Source organism: Psychromonas sp. KJ10-2, assembly GCF_047323255.1.
Lineage (GTDB): Bacteria > Pseudomonadota > Gammaproteobacteria > Enterobacterales > Psychromonadaceae > Psychromonas.
In genome coordinates, this window is sequence record NZ_CP178827.1 from 126,061 (window position 1) to 149,310 (window position 23,250).

Consider the following 23,250-nt stretch of genomic DNA (forward strand, 5'->3'; position numbering starts at 1 on the left):
GATTATCTACGCCTTTTTTCATTTTAACGACAACCCTTTGCAGCCTTTCTAGCATCAGGTATACTGCGCCTTTTATTTACTGGAACCGTTACATGAAAGTTGCTGATTTTTCTTTTCACCTGCCTGAAGAATTGATTGCGCGTTATCCAATGCCAGAACGTACTAATAGCCGTCTACTTTCATTAGAGGCTAATAGCGGCCAATTACAGCATTTAAACTTCACTGATATTATCGACTTAGTGGATGAAAAAGACCTGTTGATCTTCAACGATACGCGAGTGATCCCAGCTCGTTTATTTGGCACTAAAGAAACAGGCGGCAAAATAGAAGTATTGGTAGAGCGTGTTATTGATGAAACAACTTTTCTTGCGCATGTCCGTAGTTCTAAATCTCCTAAACCAGGCTGCAAATTATTATTAGAAAATGCTGTCAACGCGGAAATGGTACAACGTCAAGGTCCTTTGTTTGAAATCAAAGTAGACAGTGATGACAGTGTGTTACAAATATTGGAGCGTATCGGGCATATGCCGTTACCGCCTTATATTGATAGACCTGATGAAGATGCTGATAAAGAACGTTACCAAACTGTCTATAACAAAAATCCAGGTGCCGTGGCTGCACCGACAGCTGGCTTACATTTTGATCAAGCTATTCTTGATAAAATAGCTGCTAAAGGTGCGGATTCAGCCTTTGTTACTTTGCATGTAGGTGCAGGTACTTTTCAGCCAGTAAAAGTAGATAATATACTCGATCATCAAATGCACAGTGAATACGCAGAAGTGTCACAGCAAGTGGTTGATAAAATTATTGCTACCAAAGCAGCGGGCGGGCGAGTGATTGCCGTAGGTACGACCTCAGTACGTTCAATTGAAAGTGCTGCCAGTGTCACGTTAGCAAAAGGGCTGCCATTAGCGCCGTTCTTCTCTGAAACCAGTATCTTTATTTATCCAGGTTATGAGTTTCAATTGGTTGATGCCATGGTGACTAACTTCCACTTATCTGAATCAACCTTTGTTGATGTTGGTGAGTGCGTTTTCTGGTAAAGAAAATATTGACCATGCATACCAAACAGCAATACAAGAAAAATACCGTTTCTTTAGTTACGGCGATGCTATGTTCTTAACTAAAAAATCAACATAAAAACTCACTTTAGCGCTTTGTTGAGTTAATGCTCAGCGCATAATGCGATGTTTGTACAATTAAAATCAGACTGTTTCTCTGATAAGGAAAACCATGAAATACGAATTAATTAAAACAGATGGCCGTGCACGTCGTGGCCGTTTAACCTTTGACCGCGGTACGGTTGAAACACCTGCATTCATGCCAGTGGGCACTTACGGCACGGTAAAAGGGATGACACCTGAAGAAGTGGATGCAACAGGTGCAGAAATTTTATTAGGTAATACTTTCCATCTTTGGTTACGTCCTGGGCAAGAAGTAATCCGTCAGCACGGTGACTTACATGATTTTATGAACTGGAAAGGTCCAATCTTAACTGACTCAGGTGGTTTCCAAGTATTTAGCCTAGGTAAAATGCGTAAAATCAAAGAAGAGGGCGTTTACTTTAGAAGCCCGGTAAACGGCGACCAAGTGTTCCTATCACCGGAAGTATCAATGGATATTCAATATGACCTAGGGTCAGATATTGTGATGATCTTTGATGAATGTACTGCTTACCCTGCTACTGAGCAAGAAGCAGATGTTTCAATGAAATTATCATTACGTTGGGCTGAACGTAGCCGTAAACGTTTTGATGAACAGAAAAACCCAAATGCATTGTTTGGTATTATTCAAGGTGGTTGTTATGAGCATTTACGTGATGTGTCTTTAGAAGGCCTAGCGAAAATTGGTTTTGACGGTTATGCCATTGGTGGTTTAGCGGTAGGTGAGCCAAAAGAAGATATGCATCGCATTTTAGAGTACATTGCTCCTAAAATCCCTGAAGACAAACCACGTTACTTAATGGGCGTAGGTAAACCTGAAGATTTAGTGGAAGGTGTGCGTCGTGGTGTGGATATGTTTGACTGTGTAATGCCAACACGCAATGCACGAAATGGCCATCTATTTACAACGGACGGTGTGGTTAAGATTCGTAATGCTAAGCATCGTGAAGACCAAAGTCCATTAGATGCTGAGTGTGATTGTTACACTTGTAAAAACTATTCTCGTGCTTATTTATACCATCTTGACAAGTGTGGAGAGATCCTTGGAGCACGCTTAAACACGATCCATAACTTACGTTATTACCAACGTTTGATGAAAGGTTTGCGTGATGCCATTTCAGAAGGTACATTAGACGAGTTTGTTGATATATTTTATAAGCGAATTGGAAAAGAAAAACCAGTTCTAAATAATTGATAACACAATACTATTACCAAACCATTAGATAGTTTAATTTTTATACAATAAAGGATATAACATGAGTTTATTTATCTCTCAAGCACATGCAGCAGCTGAAGGCGCACCAGCAGATGGCGGCGGCATGCAAATGATTTTTATGTTGGTAGTTTTTGCAGCTATTTTCTACTTTATGATCTACCGCCCACAAGCGCGTCGTACTAAAGAGCATAAAAACCTGATGGAAAGCATCAGCAAAAATGATGAAATACTAACAACGGGTGGTTTAATCGGCCGTGTTGCTAAAATCAGTGCTGAAAGTGAATACGTTCAAATAGAGTTAAATGAAAATAACACTATCGTAATCAAAAGAGATTTTATTACAGCTGTACTACCTAAAGGTACGCTTAAATCAATCTAAATAAAAAAGGCAGGTTATCCTGCCTTTTTGACGACTAACATCGTGATAATGTATTTCCCAATACTACGGTGTTAGTTTTTTACCTTTAGCGTCAATTAAAGGACATTATCGTGTTAAACAAATACCCTCTTTGGAAGTATTTACTACTCGGGTTTATCGTTTTATTTACCCTAGTTTATGCTGCTCCAAATCTTTATGGTGAAGATCCTGCTGTACAAGTCTCAGCGACTCGTGGTGCTAAAGTTGAATTATCTACTTTAGACAAAGTACAAGATATCCTTAAACAAACTAATATTTCACCAAAATCTACCATCCTAGAAGATGGACAAATTCTTGTTAGATTGACTTCAAGTGAAGATCAATTATTAGCTAGCGAAGCAATCCGCGCCAACATTGGTGATGGTTTTGTAACAGCCCTTAACTTAGCGGCTGCAACACCTGGATGGTTAGAAGCTATTGGTGGTGGGCCATTAAAATTAGGCTTAGATTTACGTGGTGGTGTTCACTTCTTAATGGAAGTTGACATGGACGAAGCGATCAGCAAAGAGCAAGATCAGCTAGTTCAAGATTTACGTTCTGAATTGCGTGAACAAAAAATCCGTTATCGTGGCATTGAAAAAGCATCAACACAAACGGGCGTGATTGTTCGTTTTACTTCTCAAGATATCTTAGATGATGCTGTTGATTACTTGAAGCCACTAAATCCAGAGTTACAGCTTCGCAGAAAAAGAGACGGGTGGTACTTTCTACCTAACCGTTAGCATGACAGATGAAAAACTCAAGTCTGCAAAAAATGATGCGTTAGAGCAAAACTTAGGTATTTTACGTAACCGTGTTAATGAGTTAGGCGTTGCTGAACCATTAGTACAACGTCAAGGTGAAGACCGTATCGTGGTTGAACTACCTGGTATTCAAGATACTGCTCGTGCTAAAGAAATTTTAGGTGCGACAGCAACGTTAGAATTCCATGCGGTTGATTCTGATACTGATGTGTCTGATGCATTAGCTGGACGAATTCCTGCATCTTCTGCGTTATATAAAGAACGTGATGGTTTACCTGTTGTTGTTAAGAAGAAAATTATTTTAACCGGTAATCACATTGTGGATGCGCAGTCTGGCGCAGATGAATATGGTCGTGCACAGGTTAATATTTCTTTAGATTCACAAGGCGGCAGTAAAATGTCTCGCTTTACTAAAGATAATATTGGTAAACCAATGGCTACACTATTCATTGAGTATTTACCAACGGGTAAGAAAAAGCTAACGGAAAAGCTGAAACTGAAAAACGTATTGAAGTGGCTAACGTTGCGACTATCCAAGCACAATTGGGTCGTAGTTTCCGTATTACTGGCTTAGATAATACTGCTGAAGCACATAATTTAGCTTTATTACTGCGTGCCGGTGCCTTAACTGCACCGATTCAAATCGTAGAAGAACGTACTATCGGGCCAAGCCTAGGTCAGCAAAATATCGATAATGGTATGAAAGCGATGATTTATGGTCTATTAGCTGTGGTGATCTTTATGCTCATCTATTACCGTAAGTTTGGCGTAGTGGCGAATGCGGCTTTGATTCTAAACCTAGTGATGATTGTTGGTTTCATGTCGCTCATTCCAGGGGCTACATTAACCTTACCAGGTATTGCAGGTATTGTGCTAACAATTGGTATGGCGGTTGATGCTAACGTACTTATTTTTGAGCGTATTCGTGAAGAGCTGAAAGCAGGTAAATCTGTTCAACGCTCAATAAACGAAGGTTACTCAAATGCTTTATCAACCATTGCAGATGCAAACATTACTACCTTTATTACAGCGGTTATTTTATTCGCAGTGGGTACAGGTCCAGTGAAAGGGTTTGCGGTAACATTAGCAATCGGTATTTTAACTTCAATGTTTACATCTATCTTCGGTACACGTGCAATTGTTAATGCCGTGTGGGGTGGACGTAATGACATTAAAAAACTTTCTATCTAAGCAGGGGGCACTATGTTTGAAATAATTAAAACGAAGCAAACTATTGGCTTCATGAAATTTGCAAATCCTGCAACCTGGTTATCGTTAATACTAGTGATCCTTTCTGTTGTGACGCTAAGCATTAACTGGCTAAATTGGGGATTAGACTTTACTGGTGGTACATTGATTGAAGTAGGTTTTGAACAACCTGCTAACCTTGAAAATGTGCGTACTACTTTAGCTGATGCTGAATTCCCAGATGCAGTTGTGCAACACTTTGGCAGTAGCCATGAAGTGATGGTGCGTTTAGCGCCTCGCGAAGGTGTAAAAGGGCAAGTGATCGGTAACCAAGTGTTAGATGCATTAACAAATGCAGACTTTGGTAACGTAGATATGCGTCGTATCGAGTTTGTTGGTCCAAATGTAGGAGATGAGCTAGCTGAAAATGGCGGTATTGCTATCATTATCGCACTGGTTTGTATCATGTTATACGTGAGTATGCGTTTTGAATGGCGTCTAGCGATGGGCTCTGTATTAGCACTGGCACACGATATCATTATTACTTTAGGTGTTTTCTCGTTATTCCAAATTGAATTTGATTTAACGGTATTAGCGGCGTTACTAGCGGTAGTTGGTTACTCGTTAAATGATACTATCGTAGTATTTGACCGTATTCGTGAAAACTTCCGTTTATTAGCATCAGATACTCCTTCTGATATTGTTGATAAATCTTTAACGCAAACATTGAGTCGTACGATTATTACTTCAGGTACAACTATTTTAACCTTTGGTTTCATTGTTTGTAGTGGGTGGTGAGCTTATTCATGGGTTTGCAACCGCATTATTGATTGGTATTTTTGTTGGTACTTACTCATCTATTTACGTGGCAAGTGCATTAGCCATTAAATTAGGGATTTCTCGCGACCATATGATTCCAGAAGTTGTGGAAAAAGAAGGCGCAGATCAAGATGCCATTATGTAATTGATAAGGTTATTTTCACCACTAAAAAGCACTGCATTGCAGTGCTTTTTTGTTATACCAATACCAGTGCAGTAGTATTTTTAAACGTAATTCATTGATTAATTGTTCAATTGTAAGGCAAAACTTTACATTATCTTAGATATAGTACACTCTTGAAACTCTTGTTTAGAAGGGTTTAACCATGCAAATATCTTTAAAAGAATTATTTCTAGTTTTCTCAGTTGTTACACTCACTGCTTGTTCAAGCTTAAATAATGAAAATAAAAGTTATACACTAGCCGCCACGGGACAAGTGAAACTCCGTCTTCCCTATTGCAACACCAGTACAGGTTACTTACCAAGATGAAGTAAAGCTGTTGCGACTTACCCAACTTATTGCAGATAAAGAAAATATTGATGATAAACAACGTGCAGTATTATTATACGAACGTGGTTTAATCTATGACCGTATGGGACTTAGCGCTCACAGTCGTTATGACTTTACCCAATCCATTAATTTAGATCCTACTCTAGCTGAGTCTTATAACTCACTGGGTGTGTATTTATTATTGGGGAAGCCTACGATGAAGCCTTTGATGCCTTTGATTCTGCCATTGAATTATCAGATACTATGCAATATAGCTATTTGCACCGTGCCATTGGTTTATCATTAGTCGGGAGATTGGATGGCGCGCAACAGGATATAGAGCACTTCTATGACCTTGATAAAAGTGACCCTTATCGTGTGTTGTGGCGTTACATTATCAATTCACAAGTGGATTTAGCTGCTGCAGAAACACAATTAGATAATGTGCAGAAGGCAGATGATGATAAGCGTTTTGCTTGGGCGATTGTAGAAGTGATTAATGGTGATTTATCGGAGGAAGATTTCTTCGATAATATTGCTAATGGCATCCAAACTAACGAAGAGTTAGCACAACGTTTATGTGAGGCTTACTATTACTTAGCACATTGGCACATGAATAATAATGCCTTGGATAAAGCCATTTATTACTTAAAACTAAGTGCTGCGACTAACGTAAAAGACTTTATTGAATATAAATATTCGCTGATTGATTTAAATAATATTCAGAAAAAGTTACAAGCACAGGTGGCTAAAGTGCAAGAGGCAAAAGAACAAGGTGCTACTCAGTAGGAATAGTTTTTGTCCAGTTAATCTTTAGTTAAAAATGCCCATCTTTTACTCTGATTGATGGGCATTTTACTTTTCGGGATTGATGCTTTAACGCCCTAAAGTGCCTTTAAAGTCTTCATAACCAAACTCATTTAATACTTCAATTTGTCCATTTACCTTTTCAAAGTAAATGCTTGGCATTTTCAGGCCATTAAACCAGTTAAGTTTAACCATGGTATAACCAGCGCTATCTAATAGATGCAATTTTTGACCTATCTGTAAAGGCTGTGCAAATTGCGTTTCACAAAATTGATCGCCTGCTAAACAAGAGCAAGAGCCAATCACATAGGGAATTGACCATCTTCTGACGCTTCTTTTACCGAAGCAGGCTCATTATAAATTAATGTATCCAATCGATGTGCTTCTGTGGCGCTATCTACAATGGCGGTTTGCTTTTCGTTTTCAACAATATCAATGACGCTTACCACTAAGTCAGCAGTACGAGTAATGATGGCTTCACCAGTGCTCAAGGTACACTTGCAAATCATGTTTTTCAGAGAAGGCTTTTAAGGCCAAGCCTAGCTTTTCGATTGGGTAGCCTGGATAAGTAAAAAAGATGCCTCCCCTAAACTTAACCATGACAATTTATCTAAGTAAGCAGCAAAGGTAGAGGAGATATGATCTAATACCTTGATAAACGCATCTACATCTTTATTTTCACAGTTCATATGAAACATAAAACCATCTACTTTATCAGTCACAGATAAGTCTAATAATGATTGCTTCACCCCTAAGCGTGAATATGGGCGCGCTGGATTGGCTAAGTCTTGACCGGCTACGCTCATTTCAGGGTTGATACGTAAACCTAATGATGTATCCTCTTTACACTGCTGATAATGGTGATTTAGCTGTGATAATGAGTTAAAGATAATCTTATCTGATAGTGGTTTTACCGCTTCGATATCCGCATCGGAATAACCAACACTATAAGCATGAGTTTCACCACCAAACTTTTCGTGTCCTAATCTTACTTCATAAGGCCCTGAGCTGGTTGTGCCGTCTAAATAGGGTTTGATAGTGTCAAAGGTACCCCAAGTTGAAAAGCACTTTAAAGCCAGCACTAATTTAGCGCCTGAGATCGCTTTTAACTGTTTGGCTTTTTCAAGATTATTAATTAACGCTTGTTCGTTAATCATAAAGTAAGGGGTGTTTAAACTGTCTTTTGATGATTTATCAAGTACTGCCATAGTCTTTTATTTACTCGAATAAAAAGATGGCGAAGTAAATACTTCGCCATAGTAGATACAAAGGGGGTCTGGTTACTCGGCTGGTAGTTCCATTACTTCCCACGTTAAACCAATTGTTGGCATTAGCGCTAAGAAATGATCTGGGTTTAACTGTTCAACATTAAACAGACCTTTATCACTCCATTTTCCTTGGAAGTAAAGTAATGCAGCAGTGATCGCTGGTACACCTGTTGTGTAAGAGATCGCTTGGTGTTCAACTTCATTGTATGAGGCTTTATGGTCACATATGTTGTAGATAAACACACTTTTTGCCACCCCATCTTTTTTACCACGTAACCAAGTACCAATACAGGTTTTACCTGTGTAACCTGGTGCTAAAGAGGTTGGGTCAGGCAAGATGGCTTTTAATACTTTTAATGGTTCAACAGTGATGCCGTCACAAGTGGTAACTGGCTCTGTACTTAATAGGCCGATAGTACGCATTACATTGAAGTAGTTTAGGTAGCTGTCTGAGAAACCCATCCAGAACTCAATACGTTTAGCTGGAATATATTCAGCCATTGAACGTACTTCATCGTGGGCCATTGAGTAGACTTTTTGCTTACCAACTACTGGAAAATCAAATTCCATCATACGGCTATGACAAGGCACTTGATGCCATTGTTTGTCTTCGTAATAGAAAGAGTCACCTTGGATCTCTAGCATGTTGGTTTCAGGGTCAAAGTTGGTTGCAAACTTCTGACCGTGATCACCGGCATTAACATCCATTACATCGATGCTGTCAATTTCATCAAATAGGTGTTTGTGTGCATAGGTAGCAAATACACTCACCACACCAGGATCAAAACCAGCACCTAAAATGCCTGTGATACCTGCTTCTTTAAAGCGCTCAGCAAAGGCCCATTGTGGGTCGTAAGCTTCAGGTACTTGTTGACCTGGGCTACATAAATCAGTGGCTACTGACGTGTCTAGGTAAGCGGTTTTAGTTTGTACACAAGCTTCCATGATGGCCACATTAACCCATGGTGGGCCTGCATTTATCACTAAATCAGGTTGTACTTGATTGATCAATGCAACTAAAGCAGCCACATCATCGGCATCTACTTTAACGGCACTAATAGATTTACTACTGTCTTTTAGGTTATTACGACCTTTGATAGAAGTAATGATCTTCTCACACTTAGATAAAGTACGAGAAGCAATAGTAATATCGCCAAAGACATCGTTATTTTGTGCACATTTATGTGCTATCACCCATCCTACGCCACCGGCGCCTATTTGTAGTACAGACATGTTGATCCCTATATTTATTCTTTCGTGTATTGCTTAGCTAACTACTAGCGAGAAACGCTAGTGTTAGTAATCTCAGTGTTAGTCTGTTGTTATATTAAAACGACTTTTAAATTGTTACTGATTGATTAACTGCAAGGCAGTAGTTTCAATTTTAGCGATTAATGAATCAAAATCTGCGCTGTTTAAACATGGGTTTAATAACGTAAATTTAAGCACTAATTGACCATCAACTTTAGTTTCTGCAATCACAGCTTCACCACTAGTTAATAGTTGTAAACGCAAGGTTTGATGTAATTGATTGAACTCAACATCATTAAGCTCACCTTGAATCTTACTTGATAAACGGAATAATACTGTTGACAGTAATGGTGTACAACATAACTCAAAGTGTGGATTTTGATTGATCTTATCTGCCACTTCCTGGGTTAATGACAACAGGTGGTCGTAAAATTCACCGAACTGTTTTTCACCCACTGCTTTTAATGTCATGAACATTTTTAATGCATCAAAACGTTTGGTAGTAGCGATACTTTTGTCTACTAAGTTTGGCAGTTCATCGCCTTCACGGTTTAAGTAATCTGCGTGATGTAATAGGGTATTGAAGTTGGTTTTATCTTTAATCAATAAAGCACCACAACTGATTGTTTGATAAAACAGTTTATGGAAATCAACACTCACAGAGTCAGCAAGTTCAATGCCTTTAAGGCGACCTTTATGTTGTTCACTTAATTGTAATGCTGCACCATAAGCGCCATCAACATGTGACCAACAACCTGCGTTACGTGCAATATTAACAACCGCTTCTAAGTCATCAATTGCACCATGGTCGGTTGTTCCTGCCATAGCTACAACAGCAAAAGGTAATAGATCCTGCGCTTTTAATGCATCAATAGTTAGTTGTAATTCATCAACATCAATTTGACCTTGTACATTGGTTTTTACCAATACAACACTGCGCTCACCTAAGCCCATTAATGACGCTGATTTTTGTACCGTGAAGTGACTTTTATCAGAGCAAATAATACGCATTTTTTGAGCATAGTGTGGCAGACCATCTTGTTGAATATCATGTTGCGACTGTTGGTATGCATACCAGTCACGGGCTAATAATAAACCCATTAAGTTACTTTGTGTGCCACCGCTAGTAAATACACCATCGGCACGCTCGCCAAGTTGGTATGTTGCGCATAACCAATCAACCATTTGCTGCTCAACAAACGTAGCAGCAGGCGCTTGATCCCAAGAATCCATAGATTGGTTTAATGCAGCAATAAAATGCTCAGCGACAATCGACGCAATTAAAGGTGGCGTATGTAAATGAGCAATAGTATGCGGGTGCTGTACCAATAATGAATTTTTAGCGATTAATTCGTTGGTGCTTTCAATCACTTCAGCAAGCGGTGCAGGTTGTGAAAAATCAACGCCGTTAAGTTGCTGTTTTAATAATGCAGGTTCAAGCCCTGAGTAGGGCTTAGTTGCATGTTGAAATAAACCGTCAATGGCTGCTTTAGTCTGTGCCGTTGCTTGCTCAAAAGCTTGGTTTTCACCAAGCTGAGCAAAATACGCTGACCAGTTATTGCTTGCTGTCATTATTGTGCTTCCACTGCAATACTGATCGCTTTTTCGATCGTTTCAATCACAAAGTTAATTTGTACTTCACTGATCACGAGTGGTGGTAAGAAGCGTAATACCGCACCTTGGCGTCCACCTTTTTCAATGATCAAGCCTAACTCTAACGCGGCACGTTGGATGGCGATAGCTAATTGCGGATCTGCAACGGCTTGCCCTAAACCATTTGTTTCGCCTGGTTTAACTATTTCAATACCATTCATTAACCCACGACCACGTACATCACCAATCTGTGGGAAGTTGGCTTGTACGCGTCGTAAACCGTCACGTAGTTGCTCACCACGTTGTGCTGCATTGTCTGCTAAATTATCACGTTGGATGATTTCTAATGTTTTTGCTCCACTTGCCATGGCTAATTGGTTACCACGGAACGTACCTGTGTGCTCACCTGCATTCCAGCAATCGAATTTCTCATGGTAAAGAATAATCGACATCGGCATACCACCACCAATCGCTTTAGATAGGATCAGGATATCTGGTTCAATGCCTGATTCTTCAAAAGCAAAGTGATCGCCACTACGTCCAATACCACATTGTACTTCATCAAAGATCAATAGAATGCCATGCTCGGTAGTAATACGACGTAACTCTTGTAACCATTCTTTAGGCGCTGGGATCACACCACCTTCACCTTGGATTGGTTCAACAATAATCGCTGCAGGTTTAGTGATACCTGACTCGTCATCACATAATACTGATTCAATATAACGAATACTTTGCTGTGCGCCAGCCTCACCACCTAAGCCAAACTTACAACGGAAGCTGTATGGGAATGGCATAAAGTGCACGTCTGACATTAAGCCTGTACGACGGCTTTTAGAGCCTAAGTTGCCCGTTAATGCTAGTGAGCCATTCGTCATGCCGTGGTAAGCACCTTGGAATGACATCATGGTATTACGTTTAGTGTATAACTTAGCTAATTTTATTGCCGCTTCAACAGCGTCTGCGCCAGAAGGACCACAAAATTGAATACGTGCTGTTTTAGCAAAGTTAGCCGGTAAAAACTGCATCACAGCTTTGATAAATGCATCTTTGCTTGGTGTGGTTAAATCCAACGTTTGGTAAGGCACACCCATATTAATTTGGTTAATCAATACTTGGTTAATTTCACTGTGGTTATAACCTAATGGCAATGCACCAGCACATGCTAAACAGTCCAGATACACTTGACCTTTAGTGTCCTCTACAATTGCACCTCGACTGCTTTTGATAGCAATCGGCAAACGACGTGGATATGAACGCACTTCAGATTCATAGTGTTCTTGACTTAGTAACACTTCATCGGGTGTTAAGTCATACGGTGAAGTCACAACAGGTACTTCTGAATCGTTTAAAGAGTGACATTCTGGTGCTAAATTTAGGACGTTTGGCATTTTACGCTCCACTAAATTGGAAAAATTAAAATACATCAATTTATAAAAATAAATTGAGTAAATAGGGCATAGCAATAGATTAATTACAAATATTCGGTACGGGTTTTACAGTTTCTTAAGGCAAATGGCTCAAGGTTCGACTGTACGTTCTCGATGTTGTAATGAGTATTGTTTTTGGGGTTAAAATAACGATTCAGAGATCTAGATGAGTCAATGTTAAGTGTTTGCATTGTATAGGCCTCCGTTTAATAGTTAATCGTTAAAATAATTTGAGTTGAATTTGAAAACGCGCGCATTTTATCATCGTTTTTAGCCAGTGCAAGCTTAAAAAACAGGTTTATTTAAATTAAAATTAGCAGTGTCTCTATGTTGTTGAAATTAAATCGCTTAACTATATTTTTGTTTGAATAATAGCCTTTTTATTTGTGTGTTTTTTTAGTGATTTTGTTGTGTTTTTGCGGGTTGAATCAATACTCTACAACAAAACCATGCAGTTTATTGTTTGCGATCATCTGTTTAGTTTAAAATGGTTTCTCTTCGGTGATATTTTTCTGAGTAAATCTTTTCTTTAATAAGCGAGTGCATGTGTCAAATAGTAAACAGATTTTAGTAGTCGATGACGATAAAACAATTCGAGAGTTGTTATCTGAATATTTAAGTAAAGTAGGCTTTTCAGTGATTGCTGCTGAAGACGGTGTTGCGATGGAAAAGCAATTATCAGTGCATCAACCAGACTTGATTGTACTAGATATTATGATGCCAGGTGATGATGGTTTTGTATTATGTCAGCGTGTTCGTCAAACCTCTAATGTGCCTATTATTATGCTAACTGCAAACTCCGATGAAGTTGACAGAGTTTTAGGCTTAGAAATTGGTGCGGATGACTATATGGCGAAACCTTTTAGTCCGCGTGAATTATTGGCACGGATCAAAGCTTTATTACGTCGCAGTGCTTTCCATAAAGCTGCCATTGATTCGGTAAAACCACGCTTTATGAAGTTTGCGCAGTGGAAGCTGGATGCGTTACAACAAACTTTATTAAATGATAACGGTGAGAGCTTGCCCTTAACTGGCGCGGATTTCCAACTATTAATGTTATTCTTAGAAAACCCTAATCAGGCTATTTCCAGAGATAAAATTTGCCAAACTCTTCATGGTCGTGATGCCTTTTCAAACGAACGTGCCATTGATGTACACCTAAGTCGTTTACGCCAGAACCTTGGCGACGATGCAAAGCAACCGCAAATCATTAAAACAGTGCGTGGTGCGGGTTACGTTTTTATTGCTGAAATACAGCAGCTCACTGAATAAGTAAATTTGGTAAAATATGGCCTATATTAGAAAGCTATTTGGTTCCTTGATCTCGAGAATGTTGTTACTGACCATAGTGTCAGTGGTATTGGCACAAAGCTTAACCAGCCTTTTTGGGTAACACAGATCGCAGATACTGAAAAAAATGCGGTGATCGCTAATGCCCAAAACTTAGCGAACAGTGCCGTCAGTACTATCTCGTTTTTTCAAAAATTACCCAATAGTTATCGTCACTTGGTGTTAGAGCAACTTCGTGATTTAGGTGGCTCCCGTTTCTTTGTGTCTTTAAATAAAAAGATGATCGATATTAACCCGATTAATGACAGTGATTTAAAGCAGCAAGTGTTGGGTGATATGAAAAATATTGTGCAGAAAAAATTGGGGGAGCATAGAGCGCTTTATCTAGAGTTTTCTAGTCCTGATGACTTGCATGTTATTAATAACAATATTCTACTTAAAGATTTACCACCATCTTGGGGCGCTTATAGTTTAATGATCCCGTCGGTGAGTCCGCCAATTTTGGTGTTACAAATGGAGTTAGGTGAAAATGAATGGTTATACCTAGCGGCAGTATTACCACCCCCTTATTTATTAGATGATCCGTCTCCAATATCAACACAGCAGTTTGTGTCGATAACAGTGACTACCTTTATTTTATTAATGTTTATCTATCTGATTTTTTATTGGCAAACACAGCCCTTAAAGAATTTAGCATCGGCGGTAGGTGAGTTCAGTATCGACTTCACTAAACCACCTTTAGTAGAGCAGGGGGCAACTGAAATTGTTGCCGCTACGCGTGCCTTTAACCATATGCAGCAAAAACTGCAAAGCTATATCAAAGATAGAGAAGAGGTATTTCGTTCAATATCACATGATTTAAAAACACCGATCACTCGTTTACGCTTACGCGCAGAGTTATTAGAAGATGAAAAACAAACAGATGCTTTTAATGTTGATTTAGAAGATCTCAGAAATGCTGGTTAAAGCGGCATTACAAACAGTGAAAGACACCAATATCCATGAAAATATTGAGAATATTAATATCCATAAATTGTTAAAGCAGATTGTTGGTACACAAAAAGAGATTATCTCATTACATATTAATACCAATGAAACCTTCCGAGGCAAACCGCATGCCTTAAAAAGAGCCTTATCTAATGTTATTGATAATGGTGTGAAATATGGCGGCAAAGTTGATGTATTTGTCAAAGATTCCGCGCACTCATTAGTGATTACAGTAAGGGACCAAGGTCCGGTATTGCAGATTCTGGATTTAAGTTCAATATTTACACCTTATGTGCGTTTACATAATGATAAACAAGGGCATGGTTTAGGTTTGGGTATTGCTCGTAATATCATTCAAGCACATGGTGGTGAAATCCATCTGTTCAATCATCCGCAGGGTGGCTTAGCGGTATGTGTCATTCTTCCAAGAGCATGCTAATGAAAAAACTATCTTATCTCCTTTATCGATACTTGTGTGCACAGGCGCATTGGTGCTCTCTAATAGCTTACAAGCAGCGCCTTTTGAAGTATTACACTGGTGGACGGAACCTGGAGAATTACAATCAAAACAAGTGTTGGTTGATCATCTTAAAGTTAATGATATTGAGTTTGAAGACTTTGCAATTGTTGGCGGCGGCGGTGATGGCGCTATCCATGTATTACAGATGCGCGCTTTATCAGGCACACCACCAGAAGCAGCTCAGATCAAAGGGCCAGATATTAATGAATGGGATAAGTTAAGCATGTTAGTGTCCATCGATCAGCTAGTGGATACCCAGGCTTGGACTAATTTTTTACCGGAAGTGGTGATTGATGATGTTTCCGTTGACCACGAATATATGGGCGTTCCTATTAATATTCATCGGGTGAACTGGTTATGGTTAAATAGCAACATTTTTAAACGTTTTGGTTTAGCCGCGCCTAAAACCTGGAAACAGTTCTTTGCTGTGGCTGATTTTATCCAAGCCAAAGGAGTTAAACCTTTATCCATGGGAGGTACACCTTGGCAAGATGCATTGTTATTTGAATCTGTGGCTATTTCTGTATTAGGTCCAGAGAACTATATTAAAGCCTTTGTTCACTTTGATAATAGCGTCATTAACTCTACTAAGATGGTTGAAGCTTTTAAGCTATTTAAGCGTTTACATGCTTACACGTCCATTGCACAACAGGGGCAAGATTGGTTTTGGGCTTCACAGTCGTTTATTAATGATCAAGCCGCAATGTTCTTTATGGGAGATTGGGTGAAAGGGAGCTGGACTGCTGCGGGTAAAGAAGCATTAAAAGATTACCAATGTGTACCAGCACCTAGCACAGAAGGTGTATTTAGCTATAATATTGACAGCTTTGTTTTGTTTAAAAAAGTCAATACGGAGATTGAATTAGCGAATCAAAAAACCTTCGTCAACACATTAATCTCACCTGAGTTTCAAATTGAATTTAGCAAGGTAAAAGGGTCTATTCCAGCACGTCAAAATGTAGACTTAAGCGGTTTTGATGCTTGTTCAAAACAGTCAGCACAAGATTTTGATAATAAAGTGAAAGTTCCATCATTTACCCAAAATATGGCAACCAGTAGTCATCAGCAAGGGCAAATTATTCAGCTTATCAGTGATTACTTTAATAGTGAGTCTTTGACTGCTGAAGAGGCTGTGCAGCAACTTAGTGTGATGGTCAAAGCATTAACCTCTAAATAAAGCGCTATTGATATGCCATGAAGCTGCTGTTTGCCGTTTAAGTATTTGGGTTTTACCGTGAAATTAGAACAATGAAACTTACACAGAGCAGCCTTCCATGATCAGTATCGCTTTACCACTATTATCAAAAGCAGCTTGAATGGCCTTGTTTCCTCTAATGCTTGCGCTGACATTACCTTGTGCAATTTCAGAGCTGGTTACACGAATATTGCCTAATTCGCTATTACTTAATGTGTCATCAACGTCAATGGTGAAGCTTACAATCTCTTGGGTATTCATGGTTTTAATTAGTAAAGGTAGTTGTTTATCGCCATCGTTGACTTTATCGCTAGTATGCAGCGTGATGTTACCTGCAGTAACTTCGAAGGGTTGGAAGACTTCTACCCCTTGACCTGAGGCGCTGGTATCAAAAATTAAGCGTCCCGCGCTCTTAGTTAGGTCAATGTTAATCATCAAGTTTTGAAGCGTACATTGACTGTTATTGCTGATGGTAAATTTATCTTTAGGTGCACCATCGCGAAATTGGATTTCAATATTAGCGTAACTGCTCATTGATGTGATGCACAAAAATAGTGCAGGTAATAGATGTTTAAACATGATTTTATTCCTTTAAAAATGCTTTTTAACTATTACGCTTATTGGCTTACTTTAGATCAATTGCAATAAATTTTGTAGGAAAGGAAAGGAAAATAAGGTACTAGCAGAACGGCTAGTACCTTAAGGTTGATTAGCTTTATTCAGTTAACTGTATATTTTTTACTTTAAAACTAAAGCCAGCTTGAGAAGATCCCCAAGAAGCGAGTAATGCTAAGGGTTTATTGATAGTGGTGATATCCAAAGTACCAGTATTTAAATCACTCACGTTAGTGACCACTGTATACCATTCTCCGGTGTTGTAGTTGGCTTTAGGAAGTAGGAAATCATTGCCAACTCCATTTTCAGATTCCATTTTGATCACCAATCCTTCCGTAGCGGTTTCCCCTTCATTCGCAGGCTCTCCGTAACTTTCAATATATAAGTCAAAAGTTAGCGTCCCGTCTGCATAGTTAGATAGGTTTTGTGCATCTCCATCAATACTCACAATACCTTTATAACTTTCAGGGCTAGTTGCATCGTAAACAATGGATAAGATTGTTTGGTCGTCGATAGTTTCTTCACTATAAGTGACATGACCGTCGATACTAGACCAATCCTCTGTTGTGGTTTGATAAGTGCTGATATTAAGCCAAGTATCTCGCACGGCTAGGTCATCACTATCTAATGGTGCTAGGGCATCTTCTTGTAATGCTTCACAGCTGATCGCGTCTTCCGCTGCATCTATGCTGTTGGGTACGTAACGAATTTCACCTAAGTTAAATTCTACGGCTTCCGTTGAATACAGTAAGAAAGGTGTATTCACTACAGAAAAGTCCATGCCTTCGTCAACTAAACAAGATAACGGGATCTTGATAGTTGTCCAATTACTTTCATCTGCCGCGCTTGCATCGGGTAATACCTTATTGATCGCGATTTCACCTAAACATGGCCATTCACAATGTGCCGCTAGGATAAGGCTCTCTGGCGCAGTGCTTTTCATGTCGATATCAAATTGCAAAGTAGCCTCGGCATTCACATAACTGTATTTATCGATACCGCTGGTATCGCTGGTCTGTAAATACACTTGTGCTGCTGATTCTCCACTAAAGTTCACACTAATTGCATCTTGTTGATGTAAGTAGTTAATAGGTGTAGTGGTGACGGAACCAATGGTCGTTTCTGAACCATTAGAGACTTCTACGCCAGTCCATCCATTGGCTTCACCACTGATACGAGCGGTGAATTCACCAGATGATTCTCGTCCATAGATTTCTAAATTGACCGTCGCGGTATCTGTGTCAGGTTCGGTTTGACCACAGCCATAATTACGTTGATCAAGTTCAATATTGTCTAAGTCAGTGGTCACTGATTGGGTATCGCTAGCAGCGTAACCTAATCCATAACCATAAGGGAATAGCGGTTTAGTTTCGCCTTCAATATCTTGTTCAATCAACTCCCCAGTAGTGCCATCTACAGGCGTACTGTAATCTGTAATATTCGGAGCATGGCGATTGATAGTGGTTGAGCAAACTGTCATAGGCCATGAGTAGGAGAGGCGTCCAGTAAAGTCCATGTCGTTTTCTGCAAATAACACATCAGTGATACCGCCGGCTTCAGTACCTGGTAACCAAGCCGCAATAAAGGCATCTGAGGCATTGATCTCTTCATTGACATAAAGAGGGCGACCAGAATAGAAGACAGTCACTACTTTATGGCCCGCTTCTTTCATTGCTTGCACCGTTGCAAGGTCTGCAGCGTAAGTGCTATCTAAAGATGAAAATTGTAGTGTTTGTGTTGATTTGATATCACCAAACATTTCTGCATAAGGAACTTCACCTATCACCACGATGGCAATCGCATCTTCAGGCGCTTCAGAGGCATCGGTAAATACCTGTTCAGTACCTACTGTATCTTGCAGCGCCATTAACAGCGTGGTTGCTCCAGGGAAATCATCTTCAATAGTATTTTCAGTGCCTTGCCATGTTAAGCTCCATCCACCGGTTTGCTTTTGAATGTCATTAGCAGCACTACCCGTGACTATATAAGTCGCCTCTTTACTTAAAGGCAATAGATCATTGTTGTTTTTAAGTAACACTAATGATTCACTCACTGCTTGTCGTGCTAAAGCTCTATGTTCATCTGAGCCTAAGATATCCGTATTTCCGGCTAATTCCCGCTCTGACGGTTTAGGTTTGTTCCATAGGTCTGCGCGCATTTTTACACGTAGGATACGTGTAACGGCATCATTAATGCGTTCTATTGAGATAGTGCCATCATTGACTTGGTCAATGACATTATTATAGAAAGCTTGCCAATCACTTCTTGACGTTACCATGAAAACATCATTACCGGCATTCACTGCTTCTGGACAGTTTGCAGCAGTACAACCTGTGATCTCTTGTTGGCCATTCCAGTCGGTGACAATAATTCCATCGAATCCCATTTTTTCTTTCAAAATATCATTTAATAAGTATTTACTACCGTGTAGTTTATAATTGTACTCACCGCTTTCTGTCTGGTCATAATTAGCTTCGTTGTGCCATGAATTGAAGGAACTCATTACCACTTGCGCACCCGCATCTAAGCCGGCAAAGTATCCGGTTGCATGGATATTTCTAAGGTACTCTTCGCTATAGTGATTTTCGCCTCGGTCTTCTCCATCATAAGTGCCGCCGTCACCCACCCAATGTTTTACGTTAGAGATAACATTGGTTTGACTTTTAGTCCTTCTGCACCACCTTGTAGGCCTGCCACCATTTGCCCTGCAAATTGATAAATAATTTCAGGATCTTCTGAGTAACCTTCATAGACACGCCCCCAACGGTAATCGCGAGGTGCAGCGACGGTAGGCGCGAAGGTCCAATCTAGGCCAGTTGCTACAATTTCTTGTGCAGTGGCAACACCTATCTCATAGATTAAGTCAGGGTTATTGGCTGCACCTAAACCAATATTATGTGGAAATACTGTGGCTCGGTAGACATTGTTATGACCGTGAACGGCGTCTGTTGCCCACATAAAAGGGATCTTAAAAGGTCTATCTTCATAGGCTTCTGCTAGGGCGTCATAATATTCGTCTGCTTTTTCTGCCCAATCAGATGCCGTGGCATATTTATCATCATTCGGCCAAGCTCCACCGCCGTTTAATAACGAACCTAACTTATATTGTTTAGCTTCTTCTACGGTCACTTCACGTAGATCGGGTTGAATCATTTGACCTACTTTTTCTTCTAGGGTCATTTGATCAAGAATAGTAACAATAGCCGCTTCAATAGTTGGGTCAACGGCCACAGCACTATTGATTTCCGGCCAATCAGAAAAATAAGGGACTTTAGACTCAACACTAGATGTAATGGTTCCATCCTCTGTGGTTTGATCAACTGCATTGTTACATCCAGTGAGTAATGCCAGAGAGACAACACATGAAATGACTGATCTTTGATAATGCATACATTTTCCTTGTCGTTTGAAGATAAAGCAGAATATTTAAATATTGTTTTATCCATAAAGTGCCAGCGATACCGTACATTTAGCTTGTTTACTTGTGATGTCGATATCGATAAGTGGCTGAGCATTATAGGGAAGATAGATAATCAAAAAGCGATCACTGTCACTTATGTTATTGATTTTAAGTAACAAAAAGTAACTTGTATGTAACAAGTTATAGGGTGAAGTAAGCAGGGGGAGAGAGGCAATTAACGCTATTTAACTCAACAAAGTTGGCCTATTAAGGATTGTGTTTTTATGCTTAAAAACTAGCCTAGTAGTTGATATGTATCTGTTTTATTGAGTTTGGATATTAGGGGCCATTGTTATTTTTTGAGATGTTTTTTTACTTTGTAACATTGAAAAAAATTTGGTTACAAAGTGAAAATGAAGGTTGCAGAATTTAAGGCTATTATTGAGCGAAATAATAGGTGAAGGGCTATTTTCTGAGTTTGTTAGATGCGTGAATAATGCTTTTTAATTCACAATAATCGGAATCTTATAATTTGTGCAAATGGTCAGGAAAATGCACCAAAAGGGGACAAGTCAACATAAAAAGTAATGAATAACTCGTACTAAGATTTTCCGAAAAGGGCTGTGCCGCTAGGTATAGCTGGTTTTTTATTTTTTGAACGTTTCTTGGTCTGCTTTTTGCTACACCCCTTAGGTTAAATGTTAATTGATGTTAAATAAAAGGAGTTATTTATGAAGTTCAACAAATTAGTGACGGCGGCAGCATTAGCCGTTAATGCATTTTTATTACCAGCAACACAAGCTGCGGATGATCCACTAAAAGTGGGGTTTGTGTATGTGGGTCCTGTAGGTGACCATGGTTGGAGTTATGAGCACGACCAAGGCCGTTTAGAGTTAGAGAAACATTTTGATGGCAAAGTGGAAACCACCTATGTAGAAAATGTGCCGGAAGGAGCCGATGCCGAACGTGTTATTACTCAGTTAGCAAAATCAGGTCATGATGTTATTTTCACCACCTCTTTTGGGTTTATGAATCCAACCATTAAAGTGGCAAAACGTTTCCCTAAAGTGCATTTTGAAAACGCTACTGGTTACAAACGTGGTAAGAATGTTGGTACGTATTTATTAAGTACTTATCAAGGCCGTTATGTATCAGGTGTTGCTGCTGGTATGGAAACAGAGTCTAACGTGCTTGGTTACATCGCTTCATTCCCAATTCCAGAAGTTATTCGTGATATCAATGCCGTTTACTTGGGCGCTAAAAGTGTTAATCCAGATATTAAAATGAAAATCGTTTGGGTAAGTACTTGGTACGATCCAGGCAAAGAAGCAGATGCTGCCAATGCGTTAATGGATCAAGGTGCTGATGTGATCATACAGCATACAGATAGCCCTGCACCGCTTATTGCTGCTGAAAAACGTGGCAAAATGGGTATTGGTCAAGCCTCTGATATGAGCCACTTTGCACCTAATGCACATATGTTTTCGGTACGTGACCATTGGGGACCATACTACATAGATACAGTGCAAAAAATCATGGATAACACATGGAAACCAGAAGATTACTGGGGTGGATTTAAAGAAGAGATTTTACAAATTGTTTCTGTTAATCCAAACCTAAGTGATGAGATTAAAACTGCCATCAGCGAGACTGAAGCAAAAATCAAATCAGGTGAATTCCATCCATTCACTGGTCCTATGAATGATAACCAAGGTAATGAAGTTATTCCTGCAGGTAAAACCCTAACAGATGAGGAATTAGCTGGCGTGATGTGGTATGTAGAAGGCATCGATGCAAAAATTCCCAGTAAATAGTTACCTCACTTAGTGCTAGTTCGCTAGTACTAAGTTTCCTCGCTTAAATAAATACCCAATTTTAGGATATACAATATGACCTTAAACTTACCCATCATTGATATAAGTGCGCTACAAAGTGATGATATTAGCCAATGGTCTGATGTTATTGAAGCTATTGATAAAGCATGCCGAGATACTGGATTCTTTTACGTAACGGGTCATGGTATCCCTAAACAGCAATTTTCTAATGTACAAGCGATGGCAAACACCTTTTTCTCTTTACCTGAGTTTGCTAAACAAAAAATTAATATTCAGCATTCAAGCAATCACCGAGGGTGGGGGCAAGTGAGTGCTGAAAAACTAGATCCAAATGGTCCAAGCGACCATAAAGAAACCTTTGATATGGCCTTAGACCTTAGCCCATATCATCCTCAAGTCGCTCGTTGCGGCGACTTATATGGACCAAATCAATACCCGAATGTAGATGGTTTTATTCAATTAATGCAACAACAGTATCAACTCAGTATGGAAGTTGCTTTGAGAATTTTAAAAGCAATGGCTCTTGCATTATCACTGCCCATTGATTTTTTTAGTCAGTATTTTAGCTACCCAGTGAGTGTATTACGTCTGATTCATTACCCACCACAACAGGGGCAACAAAATGGTGCAGGTGCACATACGGATTATGGTTGTATTACCTTGTTGTATCAGGATCAAATAGGTGGTTTACAGGTACAAAATAGAGATGGTGATTGGATTGATGCCACACCGGTTGAAGATAGTTTCGTCGTCAACATTGGTGATTTGATGCAACGTTGGACAAACGATTGTTATAAATCGACAAAGCATCGCGTTACTAGCCCATCTTCTCAAACAACACGTTTTTCAATGCCATTTTTTGTCGAGCCAAATTTTGATACACCGGTGAGTACGATTGCCTCTTGTGTAGACAAAGGTGAAGTTTCTCCTTACCTGGAAGTAACGGCCGGTGAATGGATATTATCCCGTTTTGCAGATACCTATGAATATCGTAATGAAGAGACACAATCAAAGTAAAGTA

19 protein-coding genes and 3 pseudogenes are annotated in these 23,250 nt (G+C 39.5%); 13 read left to right on the forward strand and 9 right to left on the reverse strand.

Annotated features, from left to right (window positions below; all coding sequences use genetic code 11):
- Positions 1-92 precede the first annotated feature (92 nt).
- The 7 genes and pseudogenes from queA (at position 93) to ACLKL2_RS00630 (ending at position 6,827) form a co-directional block, all read left to right on the forward strand.
- Positions 93-1,140 (forward strand): annotated as a pseudogene (gene queA, locus ACLKL2_RS00600) (tRNA preQ1(34) S-adenosylmethionine ribosyltransferase-isomerase QueA).
- Between the two features lie 93 nt (positions 1,141-1,233).
- Positions 1,234-2,358 carry a tRNA guanosine(34) transglycosylase Tgt gene (tgt, locus tag ACLKL2_RS00605; RefSeq protein WP_113817675.1) on the forward strand — a complete coding sequence of 375 codons (1,125 nt, stop codon included), beginning with the start codon at positions 1,234-1,236 and terminating at the stop codon, positions 2,356-2,358.
- A gap of 61 nt (positions 2,359-2,419) precedes the next feature.
- Complete coding sequence (gene yajC / locus ACLKL2_RS00610; protein ID WP_113817674.1) at positions 2,420-2,758, forward strand: preprotein translocase subunit YajC; 339 nt, start codon at positions 2,420-2,422, stop codon at positions 2,756-2,758.
- A 110-nt stretch (positions 2,759-2,868) separates the two neighbouring features.
- Positions 2,869-4,731: pseudogene (gene secD, locus ACLKL2_RS00615) on the forward strand (protein translocase subunit SecD).
- Positions 4,732-4,743: 12 nt separating this feature from the next.
- Positions 4,744-5,692, forward strand: a pseudogene (gene secF / locus ACLKL2_RS00620) (protein translocase subunit SecF).
- 356 nt (positions 5,693-6,048) lie between these two features.
- Positions 6,049-6,345 (forward strand): hypothetical protein, encoded by a 297-nt coding sequence (locus tag ACLKL2_RS00625; protein WP_413692975.1) that lies wholly within the window; start codon positions 6,049-6,051, stop codon positions 6,343-6,345.
- The gene (locus ACLKL2_RS00630) at positions 6,303-6,827 is read left to right on the forward strand and encodes a hypothetical protein (RefSeq protein WP_413692976.1); all 525 of its coding nucleotides are present in this window, start codon (positions 6,303-6,305) and stop codon (positions 6,825-6,827) included. The genes ACLKL2_RS00625 and ACLKL2_RS00630 overlap by 43 nt, the downstream gene beginning before the upstream one ends.
- Before the next feature lie 87 nt (positions 6,828-6,914).
- Here the strand turns inward: ACLKL2_RS00630 and ACLKL2_RS00635 are convergent, their stop codons facing one another.
- The 6 genes from ACLKL2_RS00635 to ACLKL2_RS00660 form a co-directional block, all read right to left on the reverse strand.
- Positions 6,915-7,151 (reverse strand): hypothetical protein, encoded by a 237-nt coding sequence (locus tag ACLKL2_RS00635; protein WP_413692978.1) that lies wholly within the window; start codon positions 7,149-7,151, stop codon positions 6,915-6,917.
- Positions 7,148-7,336 (reverse strand): hypothetical protein, encoded by a 189-nt coding sequence (locus tag ACLKL2_RS00640; protein ID WP_413692979.1) that lies wholly within the window; start codon positions 7,334-7,336, stop codon positions 7,148-7,150. The genes ACLKL2_RS00635 and ACLKL2_RS00640 overlap by 4 nt, the downstream gene beginning before the upstream one ends.
- 48 nt (positions 7,337-7,384) lie before the next feature.
- Positions 7,385-8,053, reverse strand: a complete 669-nt coding sequence (locus tag ACLKL2_RS00645; RefSeq protein WP_413692980.1) for a hypothetical protein — start codon at positions 8,051-8,053, stop codon at positions 7,385-7,387.
- A gap of 72 nt (positions 8,054-8,125) precedes the next feature.
- Positions 8,126-9,346 carry a carboxynorspermidine synthase gene (locus tag ACLKL2_RS00650; protein ID WP_413692981.1) on the reverse strand — a complete coding sequence of 407 codons (1,221 nt, stop codon included), beginning with the start codon at positions 9,344-9,346 and terminating at the stop codon, positions 8,126-8,128.
- A gap of 114 nt (positions 9,347-9,460) precedes the next feature.
- Positions 9,461-10,936, reverse strand: a complete 1,476-nt coding sequence (locus tag ACLKL2_RS00655) for a pyridoxal phosphate-dependent decarboxylase family protein (RefSeq protein WP_413692982.1) — start codon at positions 10,934-10,936, stop codon at positions 9,461-9,463.
- Entirely contained in the window at positions 10,936-12,348 is a 1,413-nt protein-coding gene (locus tag ACLKL2_RS00660; protein WP_413692983.1) for a diaminobutyrate--2-oxoglutarate transaminase family protein, read from the reverse strand. Before ACLKL2_RS00660 ends, ACLKL2_RS00655 begins: the two co-directional genes overlap by 1 nt.
- 585 nt (positions 12,349-12,933) lie before the next feature.
- Here ACLKL2_RS00660 and ACLKL2_RS00665 point away from each other — a divergent pair.
- The 4 genes from ACLKL2_RS00665 to ACLKL2_RS00680 all read left to right on the forward strand — a co-directional run bounded on the left by ACLKL2_RS00665 (position 12,934) and on the right by ACLKL2_RS00680 (position 16,361).
- Positions 12,934-13,659, forward strand: coding sequence for a response regulator (locus ACLKL2_RS00665; RefSeq protein WP_113817668.1), 726 nt, complete (start codon positions 12,934-12,936; stop codon positions 13,657-13,659).
- Positions 13,660-13,809: 150 nt separating this feature from the next.
- On the forward strand, positions 13,810-14,643 hold the full coding sequence (locus ACLKL2_RS00670; protein WP_413692984.1) for a histidine kinase dimerization/phospho-acceptor domain-containing protein: 834 nt from the start codon (positions 13,810-13,812) through the stop codon (positions 14,641-14,643).
- Positions 14,633-15,103, forward strand: coding sequence for a sensor histidine kinase (locus ACLKL2_RS00675; RefSeq protein WP_413692985.1), 471 nt, complete (start codon positions 14,633-14,635; stop codon positions 15,101-15,103). Before ACLKL2_RS00670 ends, ACLKL2_RS00675 begins: the two co-directional genes overlap by 11 nt.
- Positions 15,078-16,361 carry an ABC transporter substrate-binding protein gene (locus ACLKL2_RS00680; RefSeq protein ID WP_413692986.1) on the forward strand — a complete coding sequence of 428 codons (1,284 nt, stop codon included), beginning with the start codon at positions 15,078-15,080 and terminating at the stop codon, positions 16,359-16,361. Before ACLKL2_RS00675 ends, ACLKL2_RS00680 begins: the two co-directional genes overlap by 26 nt.
- Before the next feature lie 78 nt (positions 16,362-16,439).
- Here the strand turns inward: ACLKL2_RS00680 and ACLKL2_RS00685 are convergent, their stop codons facing one another.
- From ACLKL2_RS00685 to ACLKL2_RS00695, 3 genes are all read right to left on the reverse strand, one after another.
- Positions 16,440-16,958, reverse strand: coding sequence for a hypothetical protein (locus ACLKL2_RS00685; protein ID WP_413692987.1), 519 nt, complete (start codon positions 16,956-16,958; stop codon positions 16,440-16,442).
- Between the two features lie 136 nt (positions 16,959-17,094).
- Entirely contained in the window at positions 17,095-19,620 is a 2,526-nt protein-coding gene (locus ACLKL2_RS00690) for a glycoside hydrolase family 3 C-terminal domain-containing protein (RefSeq protein ID WP_413692988.1), read from the reverse strand.
- An 8-nt stretch (positions 19,621-19,628) separates the two neighbouring features.
- Positions 19,629-20,384 (reverse strand): glycoside hydrolase family 3 N-terminal domain-containing protein, encoded by a 756-nt coding sequence (locus ACLKL2_RS00695; protein ID WP_413692989.1) that lies wholly within the window; start codon positions 20,382-20,384, stop codon positions 19,629-19,631.
- Positions 20,385-21,125: 741 nt separating this feature from the next.
- Here ACLKL2_RS00695 and ACLKL2_RS00700 point away from each other — a divergent pair.
- Together ACLKL2_RS00700 and ACLKL2_RS00705 are read left to right on the forward strand one after the other, a co-directional pair.
- Positions 21,126-22,208: a BMP family ABC transporter substrate-binding protein gene (locus ACLKL2_RS00700; RefSeq protein WP_413692990.1), complete on the forward strand. Its 1,083-nt coding sequence runs from the start codon at positions 21,126-21,128 to the stop codon at positions 22,206-22,208.
- 75 nt (positions 22,209-22,283) lie between these two features.
- Positions 22,284-23,246 carry an isopenicillin N synthase family dioxygenase gene (locus tag ACLKL2_RS00705; protein ID WP_413692991.1) on the forward strand — a complete coding sequence of 321 codons (963 nt, stop codon included), beginning with the start codon at positions 22,284-22,286 and terminating at the stop codon, positions 23,244-23,246.
- Positions 23,247-23,250: the final 4 nt, after the last annotated feature.

Bases quoted from the DNA above. Each gene is read 5' to 3' on its own strand.
- ACLKL2_RS00705 (WP_413692991.1), top strand. From the start codon at position 22,284: ATGACCTTAAACTTACCCATCATTGATATAAGTGCGCTACAAAGTGAT.
- ACLKL2_RS00650 (WP_413692981.1), bottom strand. From the start codon at position 9,346: ATGTCTGTACTACAAATAGGCGCCGGTGGCGTAGGATGGGTGATAGCA.
- ACLKL2_RS00695 (WP_413692989.1), bottom strand. From the start codon at position 20,384: ATGCATTATCAAAGATCAGTCATTTCATGTGTTGTCTCTCTGGCATTA.
- ACLKL2_RS00645 (WP_413692980.1), bottom strand. From the start codon at position 8,053: ATGGCAGTACTTGATAAATCATCAAAAGACAGTTTAAACACCCCTTAC.
- ACLKL2_RS00660 (WP_413692983.1), bottom strand. From the start codon at position 12,348: ATGCCAAACGTCCTAAATTTAGCACCAGAATGTCACTCTTTAAACGAT.
- ACLKL2_RS00700 (WP_413692990.1), top strand. From the start codon at position 21,126: ATGAAGTTCAACAAATTAGTGACGGCGGCAGCATTAGCCGTTAATGCA.
- tgt (WP_113817675.1), top strand. From the start codon at position 1,234: ATGAAATACGAATTAATTAAAACAGATGGCCGTGCACGTCGTGGCCGT.
- ACLKL2_RS00655 (WP_413692982.1), bottom strand. From the start codon at position 10,936: ATGACAGCAAGCAATAACTGGTCAGCGTATTTTGCTCAGCTTGGTGAA.
- ACLKL2_RS00685 (WP_413692987.1), bottom strand. From the start codon at position 16,958: ATGTTTAAACATCTATTACCTGCACTATTTTTGTGCATCACATCAATG.
- yajC (WP_113817674.1), top strand. From the start codon at position 2,420: ATGAGTTTATTTATCTCTCAAGCACATGCAGCAGCTGAAGGCGCACCA.
- ACLKL2_RS00630 (WP_413692976.1), top strand. From the start codon at position 6,303: ATGCAATATAGCTATTTGCACCGTGCCATTGGTTTATCATTAGTCGGG.
- ACLKL2_RS00675 (WP_413692985.1), top strand. From the start codon at position 14,633: ATGCTGGTTAAAGCGGCATTACAAACAGTGAAAGACACCAATATCCAT.